Origin of the sequence: Emergencia timonensis (assembly GCF_900086585.1) — a bacterium.
GTDB classification, from domain to species: Bacteria; Bacillota; Clostridia; order Peptostreptococcales; family Anaerovoracaceae; genus Senimuribacter; species Senimuribacter timonensis.
On sequence record NZ_FLKM01000008.1, the window covers coordinates 1,750,490 to 1,767,190 of the forward strand.

Genomic DNA, 16,701 nt, shown 5'->3' on the forward strand with positions numbered 1-16,701 from the left:
TTTGCCGCCGAACAGAAACGGGAGGCGGCAAAATCCCTATCAAGAAAGCTGTATCATGGGGACAAGAAAAAATAAATATTTTTTTGTCGTGGGCTTGACATAAGGGTGGCGAAGATTATGAAACCGGAATTCACCACCGAATAATTCCCTCAAATCACTATACATTGAATTCTGCGAAAAGATGCAGCCATTGTCTTTGCGCATAATAAGGTTTACATTCTTTAGCCCATCCTCAACAGATTCAGATTTAAACCTCTCATACAACCTACCTTCTGCATTTGCATATATCCTGGTATAGTATGTGCCGTAAAGCATTTCATTTTCGTGGCATTGTATCTTGAATCTGCGGAAAACTGCTTCTAAAGATTCACCATACTTTATTGTGCGTACGGAGCTGTCGTTCTTTGGGGAGGAAAGTATGTAAGAAGTCGAACCACGGGATTCCTTTTTCTTAGAGAGAATTGTCTTGGTGATGGATATGGTTCGGTTTTTAAGGTCAATGTCTTCCCATGTAAGGGCGAAAATCTCCCCAGCTCGCATTCCAGTATAATATCCAATCATAAAAGGATACCAGGCAGGTTTGTTTTGTAATTTCTTTTCAAATTCATCCATTTCTTTTCTCGTGTAGGCTTTCACGCTTGGCGTGGAAATCTTCCCTTCGTTCTTTTTAACTGATCGAGAAACGTAGATGTTCTGTGCAGGGTTTTGATATATGAGTCCTGCATTAAATTCGTAACGAAAGAATCCCTTCAATATAGCTTTAATCGTAGTTAGGGTACTTTCCTTAAAGCCTGAAGCGGACTTTTGATCAATCAGTCCTTGGAGTGCCGTGAAAGTTACGGAGTTCATACGATACTTGCCAATTGTTGGAATGATATGATTATCAATTAAACTGCGATAGGCTTTCTGTGAGGATAACCCGAGATTCATCTTCACGTAGGATTCATACCAGGCCTCCATGCAGTCTCTGACGGACATCTCAGCCTCTTTTGATTCATTCGTCACGCCAGCATTATTATACAAGTTCAGAGCCTGTGTGCCGGCTTTTAGAGCTTCTGCCTTTGTTCGATACCCTCCTTTGGATTTCTGCTTTCGTTTACCATCCATGCCGGCAATCTCAAATCGATATTCCCACTTGCCATTCCTCTTTCGTGTGTTTATCTGTGCCATTGTATCATTCTCCTTCCCTAAAAAAGGGTACAAAAATACCCCAAACTTGAAATTTGGGGCTGGATGTGATACAATTTGATTGCTTGGATCGTGTTGCATCACATGCAGCCGATTTATACATTCGCTCCTGCTTGCCGGCGGGGGCGTTTGTTTTATTATTCTATGTTAATATCAATAAGTGTTGGTGTTGTCTTTGTGTCACCGTCCCAAGCATAATTAGCTGAAAAATTGCTACGAATCTTAGCACCGAAACTGTTCTCGGAATCAACATAGCCTGAGATTTTGAAGCTTTCTTTCACTCGCTGTATTTTATACTCGAGAGTACCACAGAATTTTGCTGTTGAAGGAGCTTTGAGCTGACTCTTGACGTCGATTTCAACTTGAGCAACTAACGTAGTGTGCTGAAGTGTGGATACAATATAGTCCTTCACTTGTTTTATTGCCTTTCCATCCTTATAAAAAACGATGTTACCACTTTTAATTTTTTCTACGGCTTCATCTTTAAATGAAACTGTAAAATAGTAGCCTTCATAAGTGAATTTTATTGTTTCCTCAGTAACTTTAATGTCATTAATATTTTTCTTTTTAACACCAATATCATCAGTAGCACTTAGTAAATTCTTGGCAACAATCGGTTCTAAATCATTTTCTTCTGCAAATTCTTCAATGAAGATTTCATTTTCGCTTTTTTGGACTGCCTTAGGCTCCGTAGAACTTTCGTCATCATCCCACACTCCTAGCAGACCAAGAATAATAAATAGTGCAAAGAGTAGCGCAGCGACAATAGCGACTCGCTTTATTATCTTCTTCATTTTCTTTATTCCTTTCTTAATCACAACGAAATATCTAAAATGCCTTGCCAGGCAAGATAGTCTTTTAAAAATTCCTCGTCGACGTCCAAATATTCGGACATGTCCCACGTTGTAGTGTATCCCTTGGATGCGGCCTCGATTACCTTGTCCACGGAGAGTAGTTTGTTGTATGCCCATACGCGTGCTTTCTGCTCCTGCTTGGCATTATTAAGGTCAGACTGATCTAAGATATTTCCGACACTTGTTTTGTCATGACCAATTTCTTCAGCCAAAATACAAGCTTTTTTTGAAGTGGTTTGCTGAGAATTAATCCAGATGTATCCGTCGCAGTACAATCCCAAATTTATCATTTTTTCTTCGGCAATTGTCAGAGTACCATCGTATTCTGCGAGTAGCGTTTCATAGTTATTCATTCCTCTATCTCCGTACTAAGCTGTTACTTTCTTTTTGAACGTACAAATGCTTTAAAACGTTCAATTTCTTCCAATTCTTCTTCTGTCCATTCCTCTCCATCGTGATGAGCTGCGATAGTCTGCACGTCATCGTCCGTATCCCAACCCATTAAATCACTTGGCGAAACGTTTAATGCTTCAGCAAATGCGATGATTTTAGATTGGGGGAGGTCAACAGCGCCTTTTTCGATTTTTGCAATCATACTTTTATCTGAATAACCAAGCTTTTTCGCCAGTTCGGATTGAGTTAATCCTAATTTTAATCTTCTATTTTTAATATTATGATATAGCTGTAACATGTCTTTCACCTCTTTCAGTAAAGATATAATACCACATGGTGGAAAATAATTCAACAATTTTGCGAAAAAAGTTGACATGAATTCCACCCAGTGGTATAGTGTAAGTGAAGTTGAATTAAATGCAACAAATGAGGAGGTGATATTTTGGTAAAGATAGATTTGTTGAAAGATAAGATTGAGAAAAGTGGAATGACGATGACTGCAATATCTTCACAGGCAGGAATGTTGCGGGAAACGTTATATAATCGATTGAATGGTAAGGGCGATTTCACTGCGTCTGAAATTACAGCCCTCACAAAAACTTTACATCTCACAAAGAATGAGAGAGATGAAATTTTTTTGTCAGAAGAGTTGAATTAAATGCAACTATACAAAGGTACAGAAAGAAGGTGATGAACAATGGAAGACATCATATACACGATGGCAGAGGCGGCAGAGAAGTTAAAGACGAACATAAATTATGTGCATGATTTGCGAAAGGCAGGTCTCATAAAGTGCTTGAAACTTAGGTCGTACAAAGTGAGAGCCACAGAGCTTGAACGCTTTCTGCAGGAGAATGAGGGGAAGGATTTAAGCGACCCTTACAATGTAAAAGATTTGGAGGAATGCAGTGAAAAAGTACATAAGACGATATAGTCCCATATGGTGGACAGGCCGGACGTTTGGAAGGAGGAAACATGAAAAAACTTTGGAAAACAAATAAGCAGCCTATCATCCTGTCACTGCTGGCCGCCGCCGTAATCCTGGCGGTAGACATCAACAGTCGTGCATACTTTGTGGTCGGAGGCGGCGGGATGGTGATGGCAGGAGTGGTTACATACTGGATTTACAGACTGATAGAAGGAGAGGAATCATGAGCATGGATTTGTTAAAGCGTATGACCATAGGCGAACTGAAGCACGCGTTATGGACGGAATCACTGGGAATGGTGCCTGTGGGCGGTCTGCCCCGCGAATGGTACGAGGATGAACTGGAACTGAGAATGGGAAGCCGGGACGGCTGCCATGAGGAAGGAGAGGAATCATGAGAATCAAGGACGAAATCACCACTGAGATGAAGAAGGTCAATTCGGCCAAGCGGAATGCAGAAAGGAAGAGGGCACGGTGCATTGAGCGCCTTGCAGAACTGAAGAAGGAGCTGGAGGAGGCAGAACATGAAGAGTGAGTGGAGGGTGTCATCAAATCCTGTTGGAGGAGAAATGCTGTATGGCGTTTACAGACTGTACGATGTCCAGAAAATAGACCATTCCGGCAATTGGGAATGTAAAGGTTACTACGATGCAAAAGCAGATGCGCAGATGGAAGCGGAGCGGCTGAACAGGGAGGAGGCTGGCCATGAAGCTGAGTAACTACTACTTTACGTTCGGGACGGACGGGCGTTACCCGTACCGCGGCGGATGGGTGCAGATCGAGACGGAGAGCATGAACCAGGCCATGGAGGTCTTCCAGCAGAGATTCCCGGGACTGACACCCGAAATGCTGAACTGTGCAGACTACTATACCCAGGCGCAGTTTGAGCGGACAGACATGGCGCGGAATGGAAACTTCCATGCAGGGTGCCACATGAAGCTGAATCAATTTGGAGAGGAGATCAGAAAAGATGACTGAACAAAAAATAAAGACCGACTGCGAAGCAGCCGACCTAAAAACTCAAGTAAATGTTACCACAATAGAAGAAAATTTGCAAGCCCGGCATGAAATCCAGCCATACAAGCTGAAGATCATGCTAAAGCAGGCGGAGAAAATCTACAGCCAGCTGATGGACATCCCCCAGTTTGTGCCCACCTATGATGATGTGGAATTCATCCTGGAAGTAGTGTCCGACACTGTCAGGAAGGCAAGGGGGGAGAATGATGTTCTGGTGTAAGCATTGCGGGACGGAAGTTTCAGGACCCCGCTGGGTGACGGAATATGACATTCATAACGAGGTGGACGACCGGAGGACGGAGTCCTTCCGTATCCCGTTCTGCCCCTCATGCAGCCATGAGCTTGAGGACGCCGCCCGGTGCGCCTGCGGGAACTGGCAAGGCGCCGGGACAGACTGGTGCAGAAGATGCCTGCAGGTCCGAGACCGGGCGCTGATGCACTGCATCGCCCGTATCAGGATAGACACGAAGCTGGCGCTGTCCGCAGAGGACACCAAGGACCTGGTGCTCAGTTATTTAGAGTAGGAGGGATACATATGGCAACGTTATACGAAATTGATGCAGAGATCATGGCCTGTATTGACATGGAGACCGGCGAGATCATCGACGCCGGCAAACTGGAAGAACTGGAGATGGAGAGGGAAGCGAAGATTGAGGGCGTCGCGCTCTGGTACAAGAACCTGCTTTCCGATGCGGAAGCCTATAAGGCAGAGAAGAACAGTTTCGCGGAGAAGGAGAAGGCGGCGAAGAACAGGGCGGAAAGCCTGAAGCGTTATCTTGAGGACGCATTGGGAGGCGATAAGTTCAGGACGGCGAAGGTAAGCATCAACTACAAGCGGTCGGAGTCCGTGCAGTGCGAGAATCTGGGAGCTGTCCCGAAAGACTACCTCGTCATGGCGCCGAGTCTGGATAAGACGGCAGTAAAGCAGGCTCTGAAGGAAGGCATCGAGGTGCCGGGCTGCGAGCTTCTGGAGAAGCAGAACATGCAGATCAAGTAAAGGAGAAAGAAACATGGGAGTAGGAGTACTTATTTTGGGTGAAAGCGGCAGCGGGAAGTCCACCAGCATGCGCAACTTCAAGAAAGGGGACGTGCTGGTCCTGAACGTGGCCGGAAAGCGCCTGCCTTTCCGGGGGGATTTGGACATGGTAAACAACGCGACCTATGACACCATTGGAAAGGCACTGATGAAGCAGGAATACAAATCATACGTCGTCGACGACAGCCAGTACCTGCTGGCCTTCGACATGTTCAGCAGGGCGAAAGAGACCGGGTACGGTAAATTCACCGACATCGCGGTCCGCTTCAAGAACATGCTGACCTATGTGAGCCAGCGGACGCCGGACGACTGCATCGTATATTTCCTGCACCATACGGAGACGGACGAGAACGGGAAGGTGAAGGCGAAGACCGTAGGGAAGATGCTGGACAACCAGCTGACCGTGGAGGGGCTGTTCTCCGTGGTGCTGATTGCACAGTCCGACGGGACGTCATACAGGTTCATCACCCAGTCCGACGGTGCCACCACGGCAAAATCACCGATGGGCATGTTTGACAGGGAGATAGACAACGATCTGAAACTGGTGGACCAGACGATCAGGGATTACTGGCAGCTGGAAGTTTCAGAGAAAGAGAAAAACGGAGGGAAAGAAGATGAACAAGCCAAATAATTATGAGAACACGAAAGCCTATGCCGGCGGCGCACCGCTGCCGGCCGGGCCATATATCTGTAAAGTGATTGATATTGCAGAAATGCAGTCAAAGAAGGGGAAGCCCATGGTGAAGGTCGCCCTGGACATCGCCGAAGGGCCGGAGGCCGGAAGGTTCCTGGAGCAGTACCGCAATGACGACCGCATGGAGAAGAAATGGCCCTGCGTCATGTACCAGCTGACGGAGGACCAGGAGGGCAACTGCAGCCGCGGCTTCAAGACCCTGCTTGACTGCCTGGAGGATGACAACCCGGGCTATACGACCGTGTGGGGCGAGGGCTTCTGCGCGGCGATCAAGGGGAAGATGCTGGGCGTGGTCTTCCGCAGGGAGCAGTACGAGTACAACGGGGAGCTGAAATGGTCCTGCAAGCCCAATTCCGTGCGCCATATTGCGGATATCAAAGAAGGCAAAGTCAAGGTTCCCGAGGACAAGCTGTTGAAAGACCGTGGTGGCATCGCCCTGGCAGACCCGAGGGCAGACAGCTTCGAGGAAATCGATGCGGACGTGCCCTTTTGATGGTGAACAGCTATGTATTCGCCATTTGAAATCGAGGAGGCACTGGACAGCATGGTGATCCTGGTGGACACCAGGGAGCAGCCCAACAGGAAGTTCGAGGAACGGGTGCATGGGTTCGGATGCCCCTGGGAGCGGCGGAAGCTGGACTTCGGGGACTATTCGGCAAAATACACAGACCCGGCAGGCAGCGAGGTGTCCCTTGCGGGCAGCGTGGCGGTAGAGCGGAAGATGGACGCCAACGAACTGGCATTGTGCTTCGGGAAGGAACGCAGGCGCTTCGAGAATGAATTCATCCGGGCAAAAGAGGCAGGGGCCAGGATTTACCTGCTGGTCGAGGAGGAGAGCTGGGAGAAGCTCTATGCGGGGAAATACGGCAGGTCGTCAAAGTACCGCAGCCGTATGAGCCCCCAGTCCCTGACGGCATCCATCCATGCCTTCCAGTCCCGTTACGGGGTGAACCTGCAATTCTGCAAGCCGGAAACCACCGGCAGGCTGATTGCGGACATATTGAAATACGAATTGAGGGAGAGACTGGAACATGAACATGACGGCAGAGAAGATCACTGAACAGGTGACGGTGCCCATGGTGCTGTCAAGGTACGGGTATTCCATATCACCAAAGAAACGGATACCCTGCCCTCTGCACAGTGGCAAAGACCCCAACTTTTGTTATACCGACAAGGTATTCCACTGCTGGACCTGTGGGGCAAAAGGGAACGTGATCAGCCTGACGATGCAGCTGCACGGCATCACGTTTCCGCAGGCCCTGATAAGGCTGAACACGGATTTCGGTCTGGGGTTGCCGGCACAGAAACCTACCATCAGGGAACGCCAGCAGCTCATAGAGAATAAAAGGGTGCTTGCGGCATTCCGGAAATGGATGACGGAGAAAGAACGTCTCTATGGCGGACTGTGCGTCCTGCACCGGGAACTGTGGAGACGGATCACGGCGGAGGAAGCCGACGAAGAAACAGTCCTCTTCCAGCAGGAGCTGGAAGAGTGGCTCCAGGAAAACATAGGGGAGGTGGTGCAGCCATGGCAGATATAAATTACACGGTAGAGGACTACATCGAAGGAACCGCTCCTTTTGAGGAAGTGGAAAACTGCAGCACGCCCTTTGAAAAGGAACAGAAGATTGCTCAATTGACAAGGCATGCGAAGTCCCTCAAGGTCAACAACTTCATGACATTGTATAAGAGATATGTCCAGACGATGCGGCAGAACAGGGGCGGATACATAGAGAACGCGAGCAATTTTGAAGGACAGGAACTGGAACTGGACACCGGGGACTGGACGGCGGACGATTACGGCATCACCAGGCCGGGGCGTGGCGAGAACCCGCCGGAGACGGCCTGCCAGCATCCGCTGATGCCCGTGCTCCGTCTGACGAACATCGACACGGGAATCGAGAAGGTCAAGCTGGCGTTCAAGCGTGGAGGCGCATGGCGTTACGTTGTCTGTGACCGGAAGCAGGTGGCGGCACAGAATTCCATCGTTGGACTTGCAGACTACGGGATTTCCGTCACTTCAGAGAATGCAAGGTGCATGGTGAAATACCTGCAGGACGTGGAGAACCTGAATTATGACCGCATACCAGCGAAGAAGTCGGTCAGCCGACTGGGCTGGGTTGGAGAGGAAGGGTTTTCGCCTTACGTGAAAGGGCTAATCTTTGACGGGGAAGATTCGTTCAGGGCCTTCTTTGACTCAGTAAAACAGCAGGGCTCCATGGACAGATGGATGGAGGCCGTGAAGGAAGTCAGGCAGGACGGCAACATGATACCGAGGATTATCCTTGCAGCCAGTTTTGCCAGCGCACTTGTCGGCCCCTGCGGCGGACTTCCCTTCTTCGTCCATTTATGGGGCGGGACGGAAGTCGGAAAGACCGTAGGCCTGATGCTGGCCGCATCCGTCTGGGCGAACCCGGAGATGGGGAAATTCGTCCATACTTTCAATTCGACTGCCGTAGCACAGGAATTGTCTGCCGGCTTTGTCAACTCCCTGCCATTGATACTGGATGAATTGCAGATCATAAAAGACAGGAAGGATTTTGACCAGATGATTTACCAGCTGTCGGAAGGAGTGGGAAAATCCCGCGGACAGAAGACAGGGGGGCTTCAGAAGACCGGCGTATGGAACAACTGCATCATTACAAGCGGCGAACAGCCGATATCGTCAAGTTCGAGCGGAGGGGGCGCCGTCAACAGGGTTGTGGAAATTCGATGCAGCGAGAAGCTCTTTGAAGACCCCGCCGGGCTCCTGCGGATCATCAAAGGCAATTACGGGTATGCAGGCAGGATGTTTGTCGACATAATCAGCGATCCGGAAATGATGCAGAATATCAGGCATGTACAGGGGATGTTTTTTAAAGAAATCAATAAGAAATCCACTGAGAAACAGGCCCTGGCGGCGAGCATGATACTGACGGCGGATTTTCTGATCAATGAACACATCTTCCATGACGGATGCTGCATTTCCTTTGAGGACATGGAGCCGTTCCTGTCAGGGAAGGACGAAGTATGCCAGGAAAAACGGGCATATGAATGGCTGCAGGGATGGATCGCACAGAACCGGAGCAGGTTCTTTTCCGAAAGCAATACCCATGTCATTGAATGCTATGGCAGGGCTGACCGTGAATCGGTAAGCATCATCCGCAGCGTGTTCAATACAGCCTGTAGTGAACATGGGTATAACCCGACATCGTTTGCAATCTGGCTGAGGGATCATGGCATGACAGAGGTAGACGGCGACCGGAAGAGGACTGATAAATCAGTCCGGATTAATGGCACCAAGTGCAGGTGCCTTGTCCTGAAGAATGAAAAGGAGGTCCCAGATGGATTCGAACCGGTGGATGAGCAGATTGAGTTCTAGTGTCCCCAACCGCCACCACGAACGTCCCCAATCCTTTCGACAGTGTGGGGACGCTGAAAAACGGTGCTGCTAATGGTTACAATGATTTTTAGCCGTATGGAACCACTGGAACCGTGATTCTACACAGTATATATAGGGGAGAATCTGTATGACAGTATCCCCCGCGCGTATAGTGTGCAAAAGTGTGGGGGCAGTGGGAACAGTGGGGACAAACTGCTATAAACACTGGAATATCAACAATATTATGGAACCACATATAAAAAAGTGATTGGGGACATGTGGGAACTGGAAACAAATAGAGGAGACGAAAATGGAATTGATCAAGTGCAGGAACTGCGGCCGTGAATTCATGGCCAGGACGAACCAGGAATACTGCGGGCTGCCTGAATGCAGGAAGGCAAGCCATAAGGCTGCGGACCATAAGCACCGGAAGGTGAAGGAGAAACCCAGGGAATACACGGTAGACAACACCTGCCCGAAGGACTGTCGGTTTCGCGACCTACTTTCTGGTACTACCGCCTACTGCAACTATGGTGACATCGCTTTACGGGAGGGGCTGGCAGCCAGGCCTGCAAGGGGAGGCAGCGTGAAGGACTGTAGGGTATACGAACCCGGAAAGAAGAAACGCAGGTCCGTAAAGATCGCAGCCATCAGCCCGGAGCGAAGAAAAGAAAATGAAGTCTATGCTTACAAGCAGGACTGTATCGGACAGAGACAAGGAGGATGAAACAATGGACAAAGAAGAGAGACTGGCCAAGTCCATGCTGGACATGGCAAACGGGGCGATCAAGGAGCGCGTCGATGTCGAGATGCCGAAGATCATCAAGAACATCATGGACGTCAATACCAACGCCACGAAGCCCAGGAAGATGACGCTGACACTGACCTTCACGCCTGACGAACAGAGGCAGGTCATCGCGACAAAATGCGAGATCAAATCCTCGCTGCAGCCGACCAACCCGGTTACGACGTCGCTCTACATCGGAGAGTTTGCCGGGGAGGTGCAGGCCGTTGAGATGAAACCGCAGGTGCCCGGTCAGATGGACATGTACGGCAATGAAGAAGAGCAGCCTGCAAGACTGAGACTGGTAGAAGACATATAACGGATAATGGAAAAGGAGAAGAAAAATGTTTGAGAAGGAATTTGAGAGACTGATCGAGGTCGTGGAAAAGGGAGTCAAGGAGCCAAAGTTTGAAGTAATCGGCGGGGACACCTACATGGTCATGCCCGACGGGACCACCAGGAATATGTACCATAACCGGGTTTATCCCAAGTGCAGGGAGGTCAACGGGCTGGACATGTTCTGCCAGCTGATAAACAGGGAATGGCCCACAAGGGAGAGCTTCAACATGGAGGAGGACAAGGCGGACGTGCTGTATGTGGACGTGAGGGCACATAATGAGGTCGTGGCATATACCGGCTCTTTCAGGAATGATGACAGTGACTTCATGAATCTGACATTGTACCGCGCCACGGAGAGGCTGATGCCGGGCGTGCCGACGGGCTACATGGATTACGATACCGCCAGAATCAAGCTCAACGCATGCTTTGATAATACGCCGGATCGTGAGTACGTCCTGGGACTGCTGTCTAACATTGTCAAGGGCGACCAGGCGGAGGTCAAGGATAACGGCATCACCCAGCAGGTCAAGGTGCAGACGGGCATCCAGCTTGCAGGAATGGAGACGATCCGTCCGATCGTGCAGCTGAAGCCATACCGCACCTTCCCTGAGATTGACCAGCCGGAGAGCGATTTTCTCCTCCGGGTCAACAATGACCAGGTCGGGATCTTCGAGGCGGACGGGGGCATGTGGAAGCTCCACGCCAAGGCAAGGATCAGGGCATATCTTGAGGAGGAGCTTGCCGATCTGATTGACGAGAACAAAGTCATTGTAGGGATGTAACGGACTGCTGCCTGCATGGTCAGAAAGGCTGTGCAGGCTGGTTTGAAAGGAGAGGAAAAAATGAAGACTTTAAGGTTTGAAGGATATGGGGACGATACCTTTGGCGAGTACGGTGTGACGAATAAGGATTACGACAATTGCGCATCCGGTACGCCGATCCAGTGCATAGTGGATTGCGGCAGCCAGGGACGTGTCATGGTTGTCGGGCAGTACAGCAGGATTACCTGCGATAACGGGTGCTGGATGATCGGTATCAGCAAAGTGGAAGAAGACGATTTTCTGCCGGACTGGAATTACAGGTATTGCCGTGCAGATATGTCCTACTCACCAGCTTTGAGGATGGATGTACCGGACGATTTCAGGCTGATCTGGTTTGACGACGAGAGAAAGGTGGGTGAATAAGATGAACAGACTGACACATGCAAGGTCAAACGGAATCAAGACTGGCTACTGGAGCCCGTCAAAGAAAGAGGAGCTGGTACAGAGGCTGGCAGCGTATGAGGATACCGGGCTGGAGCCGGAGGAGATACTCGGCGGTAGGGCGGTAGAATGCGTTCTGATTGGATACTGACGGAGGAGGAACTTCCGGCAGATCCCGATGAAGTGGTGTTAGTACAGATAAGCGGGAGTCCGAAGAAAAACATATTCCTGATAAACGCACAGGAGATTGCAACCTACAGCGAAGAAGAGGGATGGATGATTGAAGGCTACCCGGAATGGAAAGGTGCGGCTCCGGTCGCATGGATGCTGTTGCCGGAAATATATAGGGCTGGTGATCATGATGACTGCTAAATTTGCAACCCCGCAGGAAGTCGCCGAATATGTCTGCCGGCAGCTTGAGGGTAAGGTGATCATACACCGGTATGACGCATACAGCACCAACAGCATCTACCTGAAGTTTGATTACGGGGTAGCAAAAAGTCTGAGGATATCTGACCACCCTGGGAAAAAACACATGGCTTACAGGTATAACATCGATTTTGCCCGGAAGCACTATGCAGTCAAATACTCCCCACAGGGGTACCCGCGGTATTACTATCCGGTATCAGATGTAGACAGGGTCATCAGTGACATCTTGGACGAGAAGAAGGCAAGGATCTACAGATACAGGGATTATGAGAAATTGGTACAAGAGGCCATGGCACGGTCTGAGCACGAAAAAGGCTTCTTGCAGCAGGCAAAATTAGTCGCAGGAAAGGAGAAACGAGATGAAATATAGAAAGAAACCGCTGGTGATCGAAGCCTGGCAGTGGAACGGGAATCTTTTAGAAAATTGCAAAGACGTCCCTCAATGGATATGGGACGCTGAAGAAGAGGATGACCTAAAACTATATGATGACTGGGAGCCAGAAGACAGATTTATAGAGATAGAAACCCTTGAAGGGACCATGAGGGGTGAGATAGGAGATTATATTATTAAAGGCATACAGGGAGAATTATATCCGTGTAAGCCGGACATTTTCCTGAAAACATACGAGGAGGTGCCGGAATGAATCATGTACTGACACTGCTGGTGAACCAGATCAGGACGGCATTGGAGAAACTGGGCAGGGAAGGTGTAGGATACGTCAATTCTGAGTATTCGAACTCCATCGAGTATTGTGTGGACGGCAGGGTATTCGAGATAACCATTAAGGAGCGAAGGGAAGGATAAATGAAGATGGCAAAAATATTAGATGCCTGCTGCGGCGGCAGAATGTTCTGGTTTGACAAAGCGCACCCTGACGCGGTCTACATGGACAACCGCAGGCTGGACACCATTACCTCCAACGGGCAGCACTTCGTGGTCAGTCCGGATATTCTGGGTGATTTCAGGGAGATGCCTTTTGAGGATAACACGTTCAGCCTGGTTGTTTTTGATCCGCCACATCTAAAATATGCAGGAAAGACCTCATGGCTGCGCGAAAAATATGGTTGCCTGGATAAGGAGACATGGCGTGAAGATTTATCCAAGGGGTTCAGGGAGTGCTTTAAAGTGTTGAAGCCAGACGGCGTTCTTATCTTCAAGTGGAATGAGAAGGATATCAAGACATCGGAAATCATAAAGCTATCACCGGTACCGCCTTTATTTGGTCATCCGAGCGGGAAGGCGTCAAGGACACAGTGGATGGTATTTATGAAACTTAGTATAATAACGACTACAAGTGAAAGCGACATGTTAGACGAATCAAATGGTTAAAGGTCCTGTTTAAACGTTTCAAGAACTTCGTATGCAATTTGTCTAATTGCTGGACGTGTTGGTATATTATCATATTCCTTTACATGTCCAGAATTTATACCAATTAAATGATGACCTCCAGACCAATTATGTCGAAACAAATCATATTTTTTTCCAACTTTATCATCAAAATGAGTACCACCATCTTTATTACAGATATTGAGGACTAAATCCTTTCGAGAAAGTGAATATTCTCCGTTGATAAAAACGGCTTCATTCCACCAAGCTTCAAATGATAAAAGATTTCTTTCATGAGGCATTGGGAAATAGCGTTCATCACACAGTGCCCAATACTTGGATTCACCGCCAAAGCCGTCATTTACTCCAACATGGATTTGACGTACGAGTCCAAGATGTTTTGTACATGATTGATGCTTAGACATCTGTACTATATTCGTACTAACAAACATACGGGTCTTTTCATTTAAATGAGTTAATAACGATGTGCTGCGTTTTGTATCATGCAGGAGAGTTCTCAAAGCCGAAGCAATTGAAAGTGATAAGGTATCATTTGGATCATCATCAAAGGCAGTACATAAAACATGTATAAGAGATAACTGCTCATGCAATGTAGAATTACTAAAGTTATTTTTTACATACTGTGTATTATTCTTCATAGTAGAGATCCTTTCTAAGTGGTTATATTATAACAAAATATGGGTGTATGTTCAAGAATATCAACAATAAAAGAGAATGAGCACTATAAACACAACACTAAACATAAGAAAGGGGTGATGCCCGTGGAGGCAAAGGAGTTTTTGAGGCAGTATCAGGAGGAGGGGCTATGAAAGACTATCAGAGACAGAAAGGCAACAGGTACATTCTGCCGAGGACTTTGTATCATCAGACAGTGTGGCAGATCAGGGATTATTACCGCCTGAAAGAACAGGCTGACGCAATCCTGGAGGAATCCCCTCCACCTCCCGACGGGCAGCCGCACGGAACCAGCATCGGTGATCAGGTGGCGGTGAAAGCCATCAGGCGCGAAACCATGCTGTCAACCGTCAGGGTGATTGAAAAAGAAAAGCAGATGATCCCGAAAGAGTACCGTGATGGTGTGTGGAACAATATCCTGTTCGGGACTGCGTATCCGGACGATGCAGACAGATCTACATATGGCAGGTATAAATCAAAGTTCGTTTACAGCGTGGCAAGGGGGTTGTACTTACTATGACAAAGTCAGAAGCATGTGCATTGCATGACGGAATTGGCATTCTGAAAGACGAGAGGGGATACCAGACATATCTCATACCGTGCTGCAAGTGCGGCAAGATAATCAAACGAAAGCAGTATACCAGCGAAAAGGACTATCTCTGCGACTACTGCACCTTGAATCTAAGGGAGCGAAAAAAAGCGAAAGCCCAAGCTGAGCTTGACAAGGTAAGGTCAAGGAAGGAGCAGGCTTTTGATAAGGCTGTAGAACGTATCCGGAAGCAGGTAAGAAACTTTGACTCTTACCGTAAGGCAGTTAGAATTGCAGAGACCCGTGCGGAACGGTACGGCAGCATTCCGGAAGCGATGGTCGCAATCGAATTACTGAAGCTGGGCTATAATATCATTCCGCAGCAGAAGATTGGCAGATACAAAGTGGACTTCGCCATACCGGATCAGAAGCTGGTTATTGAAGTGGACGGAGAACTCTATCACGGGTGTGAGGGCGAAGGAAAACGGGAGGCTACGATCCAAATCTCACTTGGTTTTGCCTGGAAGATAATACACGTACCGGCAGAGTGGATTGAGAAGGATATCCGGAAGTTAAAAAAAGTGATTGAGGCATCAACCTGCAACACCAGAGGAAAAAATCTGTGATAATATATAAATTGGAAAACATGGACAAAGGGATTAAATTAAAAAACAGATGGGAGGCAGCTCCTTCACACCAATATATTGTCGCCCGGTGTCCATGGACTCCTCTCCTTTATTTTATATAACGGCCAATACAAAGCATCATCTTAGCGGTGGTGCTTTTGCTGTGTCGACAAATAACTACATTTTGTTACAAATTTCGTACAGACAGGAGGCTCCTTTCAGAGTAAAATAAAAGAGAAAGGAGGTAGTTGAAAAATTAGATATAGTTATCATTGGTATTTAAAAGGAGAAAACAAATGAAAAAAAGAACGTTAATGAAAAGAATAGGCGTTTTTGCAATGCTTTGTGTATTGTCAATGACAATTGTTGCAGAACCGACTTTCGCAGCAACAATAACTGAACAACGAGCAACAGCATGTACACATATGGATAAAATGTCACAGTCTAAATGGACGATTAGCAAGCCATTAACATTTACGTACAATGCTTCCGGTAGTACAACAACATTAAATGCCGGGTCGTATGTTGGCGTACCATATACACAAGTTGCTAGAGAACATAGTTATCTGGCGAAAGATACAATCGTCTTGGCCTTCGATAATGGAGTTACCTTACACGGAACCGATTGTTCTTCCTCTGTTGATTTTGCCTGGAGAAAAGGAACGAATAAAGCTGGAGACTTTTTAAAAACAAATAAAGGTAAAATTGAATTGTATAGAACAAAACATATGTTTAATGATGGACTGGTTAATAAATCACCAAATGGTGAGCAAGACTTTCTTATGTTAGTAGGTAAATATGGTAATTACTATTCAAACAGGGTAAATGCAGAAACCACAACAGAGATGGTGGCAGAACTGAAAAAAAGCACCAACTATCCTGATGGAGGTGATATCTACAGCAAGATATATGCAGCCATGAAAAAGGGCGATGCATTGATAAAAAGAGAGTATAGCAATAGTGGTACACTGCTTGGTCATGTACGACTTGTCACAGACGTACAGGTTAAATATAATGCTGATGGAAGCGTCAACCCAAATACAAGCTATGTTAATTGTATTGAGCAGGCAGGCTTTAGATCAGGCAACCCAAATTGGAAAACTTCCTGGATGCCAAACAGTGAGGATGGAACTAAGTATAATGGAAAATATTCTTTTGCACAACTTGCGGGCGATGATACCAGTTATAATCTAAGTGGTAAATTAATATCTGCTCATTATCTACCAATTCAGTTAAAAGTTTGGAATGAGTAAGCGTAATAATTAAAATGAAGAGACAAGCCTAACCGCCTGTCTCTTT

General features: G+C 47.6%; 33 protein-coding genes. 28 read left to right on the top strand and 5 right to left on the bottom strand.

Going from position 1 to position 16,701, the window contains the following annotated elements:
• Window positions 1-39 precede the first annotated feature (39 nt).
• The 4 genes from BN6539_RS09305 to BN6539_RS22910 all read right to left on the bottom strand — a co-directional run bounded on the left by BN6539_RS09305 (window position 40) and on the right by BN6539_RS22910 (window position 2,811).
• Window positions 40-1,170 (bottom strand): site-specific integrase, encoded by a 1,131-nt coding sequence (locus BN6539_RS09305; protein ID WP_067536961.1) that lies wholly within the window; start codon window positions 1,168-1,170, stop codon window positions 40-42.
• A 155-nt stretch (window positions 1,171-1,325) separates the two neighbouring features.
• Window positions 1,326-1,982: a hypothetical protein gene (locus tag BN6539_RS09310; RefSeq protein ID WP_067536964.1), complete on the bottom strand. Its 657-nt coding sequence runs from the start codon at window positions 1,980-1,982 to the stop codon at window positions 1,326-1,328.
• A gap of 20 nt (window positions 1,983-2,002) precedes the next feature.
• Window positions 2,003-2,395: an ImmA/IrrE family metallo-endopeptidase gene (locus tag BN6539_RS09315; protein WP_067536966.1), complete on the bottom strand. Its 393-nt coding sequence runs from the start codon at window positions 2,393-2,395 to the stop codon at window positions 2,003-2,005.
• Between the two features lie 23 nt (window positions 2,396-2,418).
• Window positions 2,419-2,811: a helix-turn-helix domain-containing protein gene (locus tag BN6539_RS22910; RefSeq protein ID WP_242869389.1), complete on the bottom strand. Its 393-nt coding sequence runs from the start codon at window positions 2,809-2,811 to the stop codon at window positions 2,419-2,421.
• Window positions 2,812-2,877: 66 nt separating this feature from the next.
• On the opposite strand from BN6539_RS22910, the gene BN6539_RS09325 reads away from it, so the two are divergent.
• The 25 genes from BN6539_RS09325 (at window position 2,878) to BN6539_RS09425 (ending at window position 13,554) form a co-directional block, all read left to right on the top strand.
• Window positions 2,878-3,093 (top strand): helix-turn-helix domain-containing protein, encoded by a 216-nt coding sequence (locus BN6539_RS09325; protein WP_242869390.1) that lies wholly within the window; start codon window positions 2,878-2,880, stop codon window positions 3,091-3,093.
• 39 nt (window positions 3,094-3,132) lie between these two features.
• Window positions 3,133-3,369 carry a helix-turn-helix domain-containing protein gene (locus tag BN6539_RS09330; RefSeq protein WP_067536975.1) on the top strand — a complete coding sequence of 79 codons (237 nt, stop codon included), beginning with the start codon at window positions 3,133-3,135 and terminating at the stop codon, window positions 3,367-3,369.
• 41 nt (window positions 3,370-3,410) lie between these two features.
• Window positions 3,411-3,590, top strand: coding sequence for a hypothetical protein (locus BN6539_RS09335; protein ID WP_067536978.1), 180 nt, complete (start codon window positions 3,411-3,413; stop codon window positions 3,588-3,590).
• Window positions 3,587-3,760, top strand: coding sequence for a hypothetical protein (locus tag BN6539_RS22315; protein WP_156524171.1), 174 nt, complete (start codon window positions 3,587-3,589; stop codon window positions 3,758-3,760). Before BN6539_RS09335 ends, BN6539_RS22315 begins: the two co-directional genes overlap by 4 nt.
• The gene (locus tag BN6539_RS22320; RefSeq protein WP_156524172.1) at window positions 3,757-3,897 is read left to right on the top strand and encodes a hypothetical protein; all 141 of its coding nucleotides are present in this window, start codon (window positions 3,757-3,759) and stop codon (window positions 3,895-3,897) included. Before BN6539_RS22315 ends, BN6539_RS22320 begins: the two co-directional genes overlap by 4 nt.
• The gene (locus BN6539_RS09340; protein WP_067536982.1) at window positions 3,887-4,081 is read left to right on the top strand and encodes a hypothetical protein; all 195 of its coding nucleotides are present in this window, start codon (window positions 3,887-3,889) and stop codon (window positions 4,079-4,081) included. Before BN6539_RS22320 ends, BN6539_RS09340 begins: the two co-directional genes overlap by 11 nt.
• Window positions 4,068-4,340 (top strand): hypothetical protein, encoded by a 273-nt coding sequence (locus BN6539_RS09345; RefSeq protein ID WP_067536985.1) that lies wholly within the window; start codon window positions 4,068-4,070, stop codon window positions 4,338-4,340. Before BN6539_RS09340 ends, BN6539_RS09345 begins: the two co-directional genes overlap by 14 nt.
• Window positions 4,333-4,599, top strand: a complete 267-nt coding sequence (locus BN6539_RS09350) for a hypothetical protein (protein WP_067536987.1) — start codon at window positions 4,333-4,335, stop codon at window positions 4,597-4,599. Before BN6539_RS09345 ends, BN6539_RS09350 begins: the two co-directional genes overlap by 8 nt.
• Before the next feature lie 44 nt (window positions 4,600-4,643).
• Window positions 4,644-4,814: a hypothetical protein gene (locus BN6539_RS22325; protein ID WP_156524173.1), complete on the top strand. Its 171-nt coding sequence runs from the start codon at window positions 4,644-4,646 to the stop codon at window positions 4,812-4,814.
• Between the two features lie 100 nt (window positions 4,815-4,914).
• A complete protein-coding gene (locus BN6539_RS09360; RefSeq protein WP_067536993.1) occupies window positions 4,915-5,376 on the top strand; it encodes a siphovirus Gp157 family protein in 462 nt (153 codons plus the stop codon).
• A gap of 13 nt (window positions 5,377-5,389) precedes the next feature.
• On the top strand, window positions 5,390-6,046 hold the full coding sequence (locus tag BN6539_RS09365) for an AAA family ATPase (protein ID WP_067536996.1): 657 nt from the start codon (window positions 5,390-5,392) through the stop codon (window positions 6,044-6,046).
• Complete coding sequence (locus tag BN6539_RS09370) at window positions 6,030-6,602, top strand: hypothetical protein (RefSeq protein ID WP_067536999.1); 573 nt, start codon at window positions 6,030-6,032, stop codon at window positions 6,600-6,602. Before BN6539_RS09365 ends, BN6539_RS09370 begins: the two co-directional genes overlap by 17 nt.
• A 12-nt stretch (window positions 6,603-6,614) precedes the next feature.
• Complete coding sequence (locus BN6539_RS09375; protein WP_242869391.1) at window positions 6,615-7,169, top strand: ERCC4 domain-containing protein; 555 nt, start codon at window positions 6,615-6,617, stop codon at window positions 7,167-7,169.
• The gene (locus BN6539_RS09380) at window positions 7,141-7,650 is read left to right on the top strand and encodes a CHC2 zinc finger domain-containing protein (protein ID WP_067537002.1); all 510 of its coding nucleotides are present in this window, start codon (window positions 7,141-7,143) and stop codon (window positions 7,648-7,650) included. Before BN6539_RS09375 ends, BN6539_RS09380 begins: the two co-directional genes overlap by 29 nt.
• Window positions 7,638-9,470: a DUF927 domain-containing protein gene (locus BN6539_RS09385; protein ID WP_067537005.1), complete on the top strand. Its 1,833-nt coding sequence runs from the start codon at window positions 7,638-7,640 to the stop codon at window positions 9,468-9,470. Before BN6539_RS09380 ends, BN6539_RS09385 begins: the two co-directional genes overlap by 13 nt.
• A gap of 310 nt (window positions 9,471-9,780) precedes the next feature.
• Entirely contained in the window at window positions 9,781-10,197 is a 417-nt protein-coding gene (locus BN6539_RS09390; protein WP_067537008.1) for a hypothetical protein, read from the top strand.
• Window positions 10,198-10,201: 4 nt separating this feature from the next.
• Window positions 10,202-10,573, top strand: a complete 372-nt coding sequence (locus BN6539_RS09395) for a hypothetical protein (protein WP_082907432.1) — start codon at window positions 10,202-10,204, stop codon at window positions 10,571-10,573.
• A gap of 25 nt (window positions 10,574-10,598) precedes the next feature.
• On the top strand, window positions 10,599-11,375 hold the full coding sequence (locus BN6539_RS09400; RefSeq protein WP_067537012.1) for a hypothetical protein: 777 nt from the start codon (window positions 10,599-10,601) through the stop codon (window positions 11,373-11,375).
• 60 nt (window positions 11,376-11,435) lie between these two features.
• Entirely contained in the window at window positions 11,436-11,777 is a 342-nt protein-coding gene (locus BN6539_RS09405; protein ID WP_148484468.1) for a hypothetical protein, read from the top strand.
• A gap of 1 nt (window position 11,778) precedes the next feature.
• Window positions 11,779-11,946, top strand: coding sequence for a hypothetical protein (locus tag BN6539_RS22330; protein WP_156524174.1), 168 nt, complete (start codon window positions 11,779-11,781; stop codon window positions 11,944-11,946).
• On the top strand, window positions 11,925-12,167 hold the full coding sequence (locus BN6539_RS09410) for a hypothetical protein (protein WP_067537018.1): 243 nt from the start codon (window positions 11,925-11,927) through the stop codon (window positions 12,165-12,167). Before BN6539_RS22330 ends, BN6539_RS09410 begins: the two co-directional genes overlap by 22 nt.
• The gene (locus BN6539_RS09415) at window positions 12,154-12,594 is read left to right on the top strand and encodes a hypothetical protein (protein ID WP_148484469.1); all 441 of its coding nucleotides are present in this window, start codon (window positions 12,154-12,156) and stop codon (window positions 12,592-12,594) included. The genes BN6539_RS09410 and BN6539_RS09415 overlap by 14 nt, the downstream gene beginning before the upstream one ends.
• Complete coding sequence (locus BN6539_RS09420; protein ID WP_067537027.1) at window positions 12,584-12,868, top strand: hypothetical protein; 285 nt, start codon at window positions 12,584-12,586, stop codon at window positions 12,866-12,868. Before BN6539_RS09415 ends, BN6539_RS09420 begins: the two co-directional genes overlap by 11 nt.
• Window positions 12,865-13,029 (top strand): hypothetical protein, encoded by a 165-nt coding sequence (locus tag BN6539_RS22335; RefSeq protein WP_156524175.1) that lies wholly within the window; start codon window positions 12,865-12,867, stop codon window positions 13,027-13,029. The genes BN6539_RS09420 and BN6539_RS22335 overlap by 4 nt, the downstream gene beginning before the upstream one ends.
• Window positions 13,030-13,035: 6 nt before the next feature.
• On the top strand, window positions 13,036-13,554 hold the full coding sequence (locus BN6539_RS09425) for a class I SAM-dependent methyltransferase (protein WP_067538196.1): 519 nt from the start codon (window positions 13,036-13,038) through the stop codon (window positions 13,552-13,554).
• Here the strand turns inward: BN6539_RS09425 and BN6539_RS09430 are convergent.
• Window positions 13,551-14,210, bottom strand: a complete 660-nt coding sequence (locus BN6539_RS09430; RefSeq protein ID WP_067537030.1) for a hypothetical protein — start codon at window positions 14,208-14,210, stop codon at window positions 13,551-13,553. The two genes, BN6539_RS09425 and BN6539_RS09430, sit on opposite strands and share 4 nt — an antisense overlap.
• A gap of 167 nt (window positions 14,211-14,377) precedes the next feature.
• On the opposite strand from BN6539_RS09430, the gene BN6539_RS09435 reads away from it, so the two are divergent.
• The 3 genes from BN6539_RS09435 to BN6539_RS09445 all read left to right on the top strand — a co-directional run bounded on the left by BN6539_RS09435 (window position 14,378) and on the right by BN6539_RS09445 (window position 16,655).
• Entirely contained in the window at window positions 14,378-14,767 is a 390-nt protein-coding gene (locus tag BN6539_RS09435; RefSeq protein ID WP_067537033.1) for a hypothetical protein, read from the top strand.
• Window positions 14,764-15,402, top strand: coding sequence for a DUF559 domain-containing protein (locus BN6539_RS09440; protein ID WP_067537036.1), 639 nt, complete (start codon window positions 14,764-14,766; stop codon window positions 15,400-15,402). The genes BN6539_RS09435 and BN6539_RS09440 overlap by 4 nt, the downstream gene beginning before the upstream one ends.
• Window positions 15,403-15,698: 296 nt before the next feature.
• Window positions 15,699-16,655: a hypothetical protein gene (locus BN6539_RS09445; protein WP_067537039.1), complete on the top strand. Its 957-nt coding sequence runs from the start codon at window positions 15,699-15,701 to the stop codon at window positions 16,653-16,655.
• Window positions 16,656-16,701 lie beyond the last annotated feature (46 nt).

Bases quoted from the DNA above. Each gene is read 5' to 3' on its own strand.
- BN6539_RS09305 (WP_067536961.1), bottom strand. From the start codon at position 1,170: ATGGCACAGATAAACACACGAAAGAGGAATGGCAAGTGGGAATATCGA.
- BN6539_RS09310 (WP_067536964.1), bottom strand. From the start codon at position 1,982: ATGAAGAAGATAATAAAGCGAGTCGCTATTGTCGCTGCGCTACTCTTT.
- BN6539_RS09315 (WP_067536966.1), bottom strand. From the start codon at position 2,395: ATGAATAACTATGAAACGCTACTCGCAGAATACGATGGTACTCTGACA.
- BN6539_RS22910 (WP_242869389.1), bottom strand. From the start codon at position 2,811: ATGTCAACTTTTTTCGCAAAATTGTTGAATTATTTTCCACCATGTGGT.
- BN6539_RS09330 (WP_067536975.1), top strand. From the start codon at position 3,133: ATGGAAGACATCATATACACGATGGCAGAGGCGGCAGAGAAGTTAAAG.
- BN6539_RS09335 (WP_067536978.1), top strand. From the start codon at position 3,411: ATGAAAAAACTTTGGAAAACAAATAAGCAGCCTATCATCCTGTCACTG.
- BN6539_RS22315 (WP_156524171.1), top strand. From the start codon at position 3,587: ATGAGCATGGATTTGTTAAAGCGTATGACCATAGGCGAACTGAAGCAC.
- BN6539_RS22320 (WP_156524172.1), top strand. From the start codon at position 3,757: ATGAGAATCAAGGACGAAATCACCACTGAGATGAAGAAGGTCAATTCG.
- BN6539_RS09340 (WP_067536982.1), top strand. From the start codon at position 3,887: ATGAAGAGTGAGTGGAGGGTGTCATCAAATCCTGTTGGAGGAGAAATG.
- BN6539_RS09345 (WP_067536985.1), top strand. From the start codon at position 4,068: ATGAAGCTGAGTAACTACTACTTTACGTTCGGGACGGACGGGCGTTAC.
- BN6539_RS09350 (WP_067536987.1), top strand. From the start codon at position 4,333: ATGACTGAACAAAAAATAAAGACCGACTGCGAAGCAGCCGACCTAAAA.
- BN6539_RS22325 (WP_156524173.1), top strand. From the start codon at position 4,644: ATGACATTCATAACGAGGTGGACGACCGGAGGACGGAGTCCTTCCGTA.
- BN6539_RS09360 (WP_067536993.1), top strand. From the start codon at position 4,915: ATGGCAACGTTATACGAAATTGATGCAGAGATCATGGCCTGTATTGAC.
- BN6539_RS09365 (WP_067536996.1), top strand. From the start codon at position 5,390: ATGGGAGTAGGAGTACTTATTTTGGGTGAAAGCGGCAGCGGGAAGTCC.
- BN6539_RS09370 (WP_067536999.1), top strand. From the start codon at position 6,030: ATGAACAAGCCAAATAATTATGAGAACACGAAAGCCTATGCCGGCGGC.
- BN6539_RS09375 (WP_242869391.1), top strand. From the start codon at position 6,615: ATGTATTCGCCATTTGAAATCGAGGAGGCACTGGACAGCATGGTGATC.
- BN6539_RS09380 (WP_067537002.1), top strand. From the start codon at position 7,141: ATGAACATGACGGCAGAGAAGATCACTGAACAGGTGACGGTGCCCATG.
- BN6539_RS09385 (WP_067537005.1), top strand. From the start codon at position 7,638: ATGGCAGATATAAATTACACGGTAGAGGACTACATCGAAGGAACCGCT.
- BN6539_RS09390 (WP_067537008.1), top strand. From the start codon at position 9,781: ATGGAATTGATCAAGTGCAGGAACTGCGGCCGTGAATTCATGGCCAGG.
- BN6539_RS09395 (WP_082907432.1), top strand. From the start codon at position 10,202: ATGGACAAAGAAGAGAGACTGGCCAAGTCCATGCTGGACATGGCAAAC.
- BN6539_RS09400 (WP_067537012.1), top strand. From the start codon at position 10,599: ATGTTTGAGAAGGAATTTGAGAGACTGATCGAGGTCGTGGAAAAGGGA.
- BN6539_RS09405 (WP_148484468.1), top strand. From the start codon at position 11,436: ATGAAGACTTTAAGGTTTGAAGGATATGGGGACGATACCTTTGGCGAG.
- BN6539_RS22330 (WP_156524174.1), top strand. From the start codon at position 11,779: ATGAACAGACTGACACATGCAAGGTCAAACGGAATCAAGACTGGCTAC.
- BN6539_RS09410 (WP_067537018.1), top strand. From the start codon at position 11,925: ATGCGTTCTGATTGGATACTGACGGAGGAGGAACTTCCGGCAGATCCC.
- BN6539_RS09415 (WP_148484469.1), top strand. From the start codon at position 12,154: ATGATGACTGCTAAATTTGCAACCCCGCAGGAAGTCGCCGAATATGTC.
- BN6539_RS09420 (WP_067537027.1), top strand. From the start codon at position 12,584: ATGAAATATAGAAAGAAACCGCTGGTGATCGAAGCCTGGCAGTGGAAC.
- BN6539_RS22335 (WP_156524175.1), top strand. From the start codon at position 12,865: ATGAATCATGTACTGACACTGCTGGTGAACCAGATCAGGACGGCATTG.
- BN6539_RS09425 (WP_067538196.1), top strand. From the start codon at position 13,036: ATGGCAAAAATATTAGATGCCTGCTGCGGCGGCAGAATGTTCTGGTTT.
- BN6539_RS09430 (WP_067537030.1), bottom strand. From the start codon at position 14,210: ATGAAGAATAATACACAGTATGTAAAAAATAACTTTAGTAATTCTACA.
- BN6539_RS09435 (WP_067537033.1), top strand. From the start codon at position 14,378: ATGAAAGACTATCAGAGACAGAAAGGCAACAGGTACATTCTGCCGAGG.
- BN6539_RS09440 (WP_067537036.1), top strand. From the start codon at position 14,764: ATGACAAAGTCAGAAGCATGTGCATTGCATGACGGAATTGGCATTCTG.
- BN6539_RS09445 (WP_067537039.1), top strand. From the start codon at position 15,699: ATGAAAAAAAGAACGTTAATGAAAAGAATAGGCGTTTTTGCAATGCTT.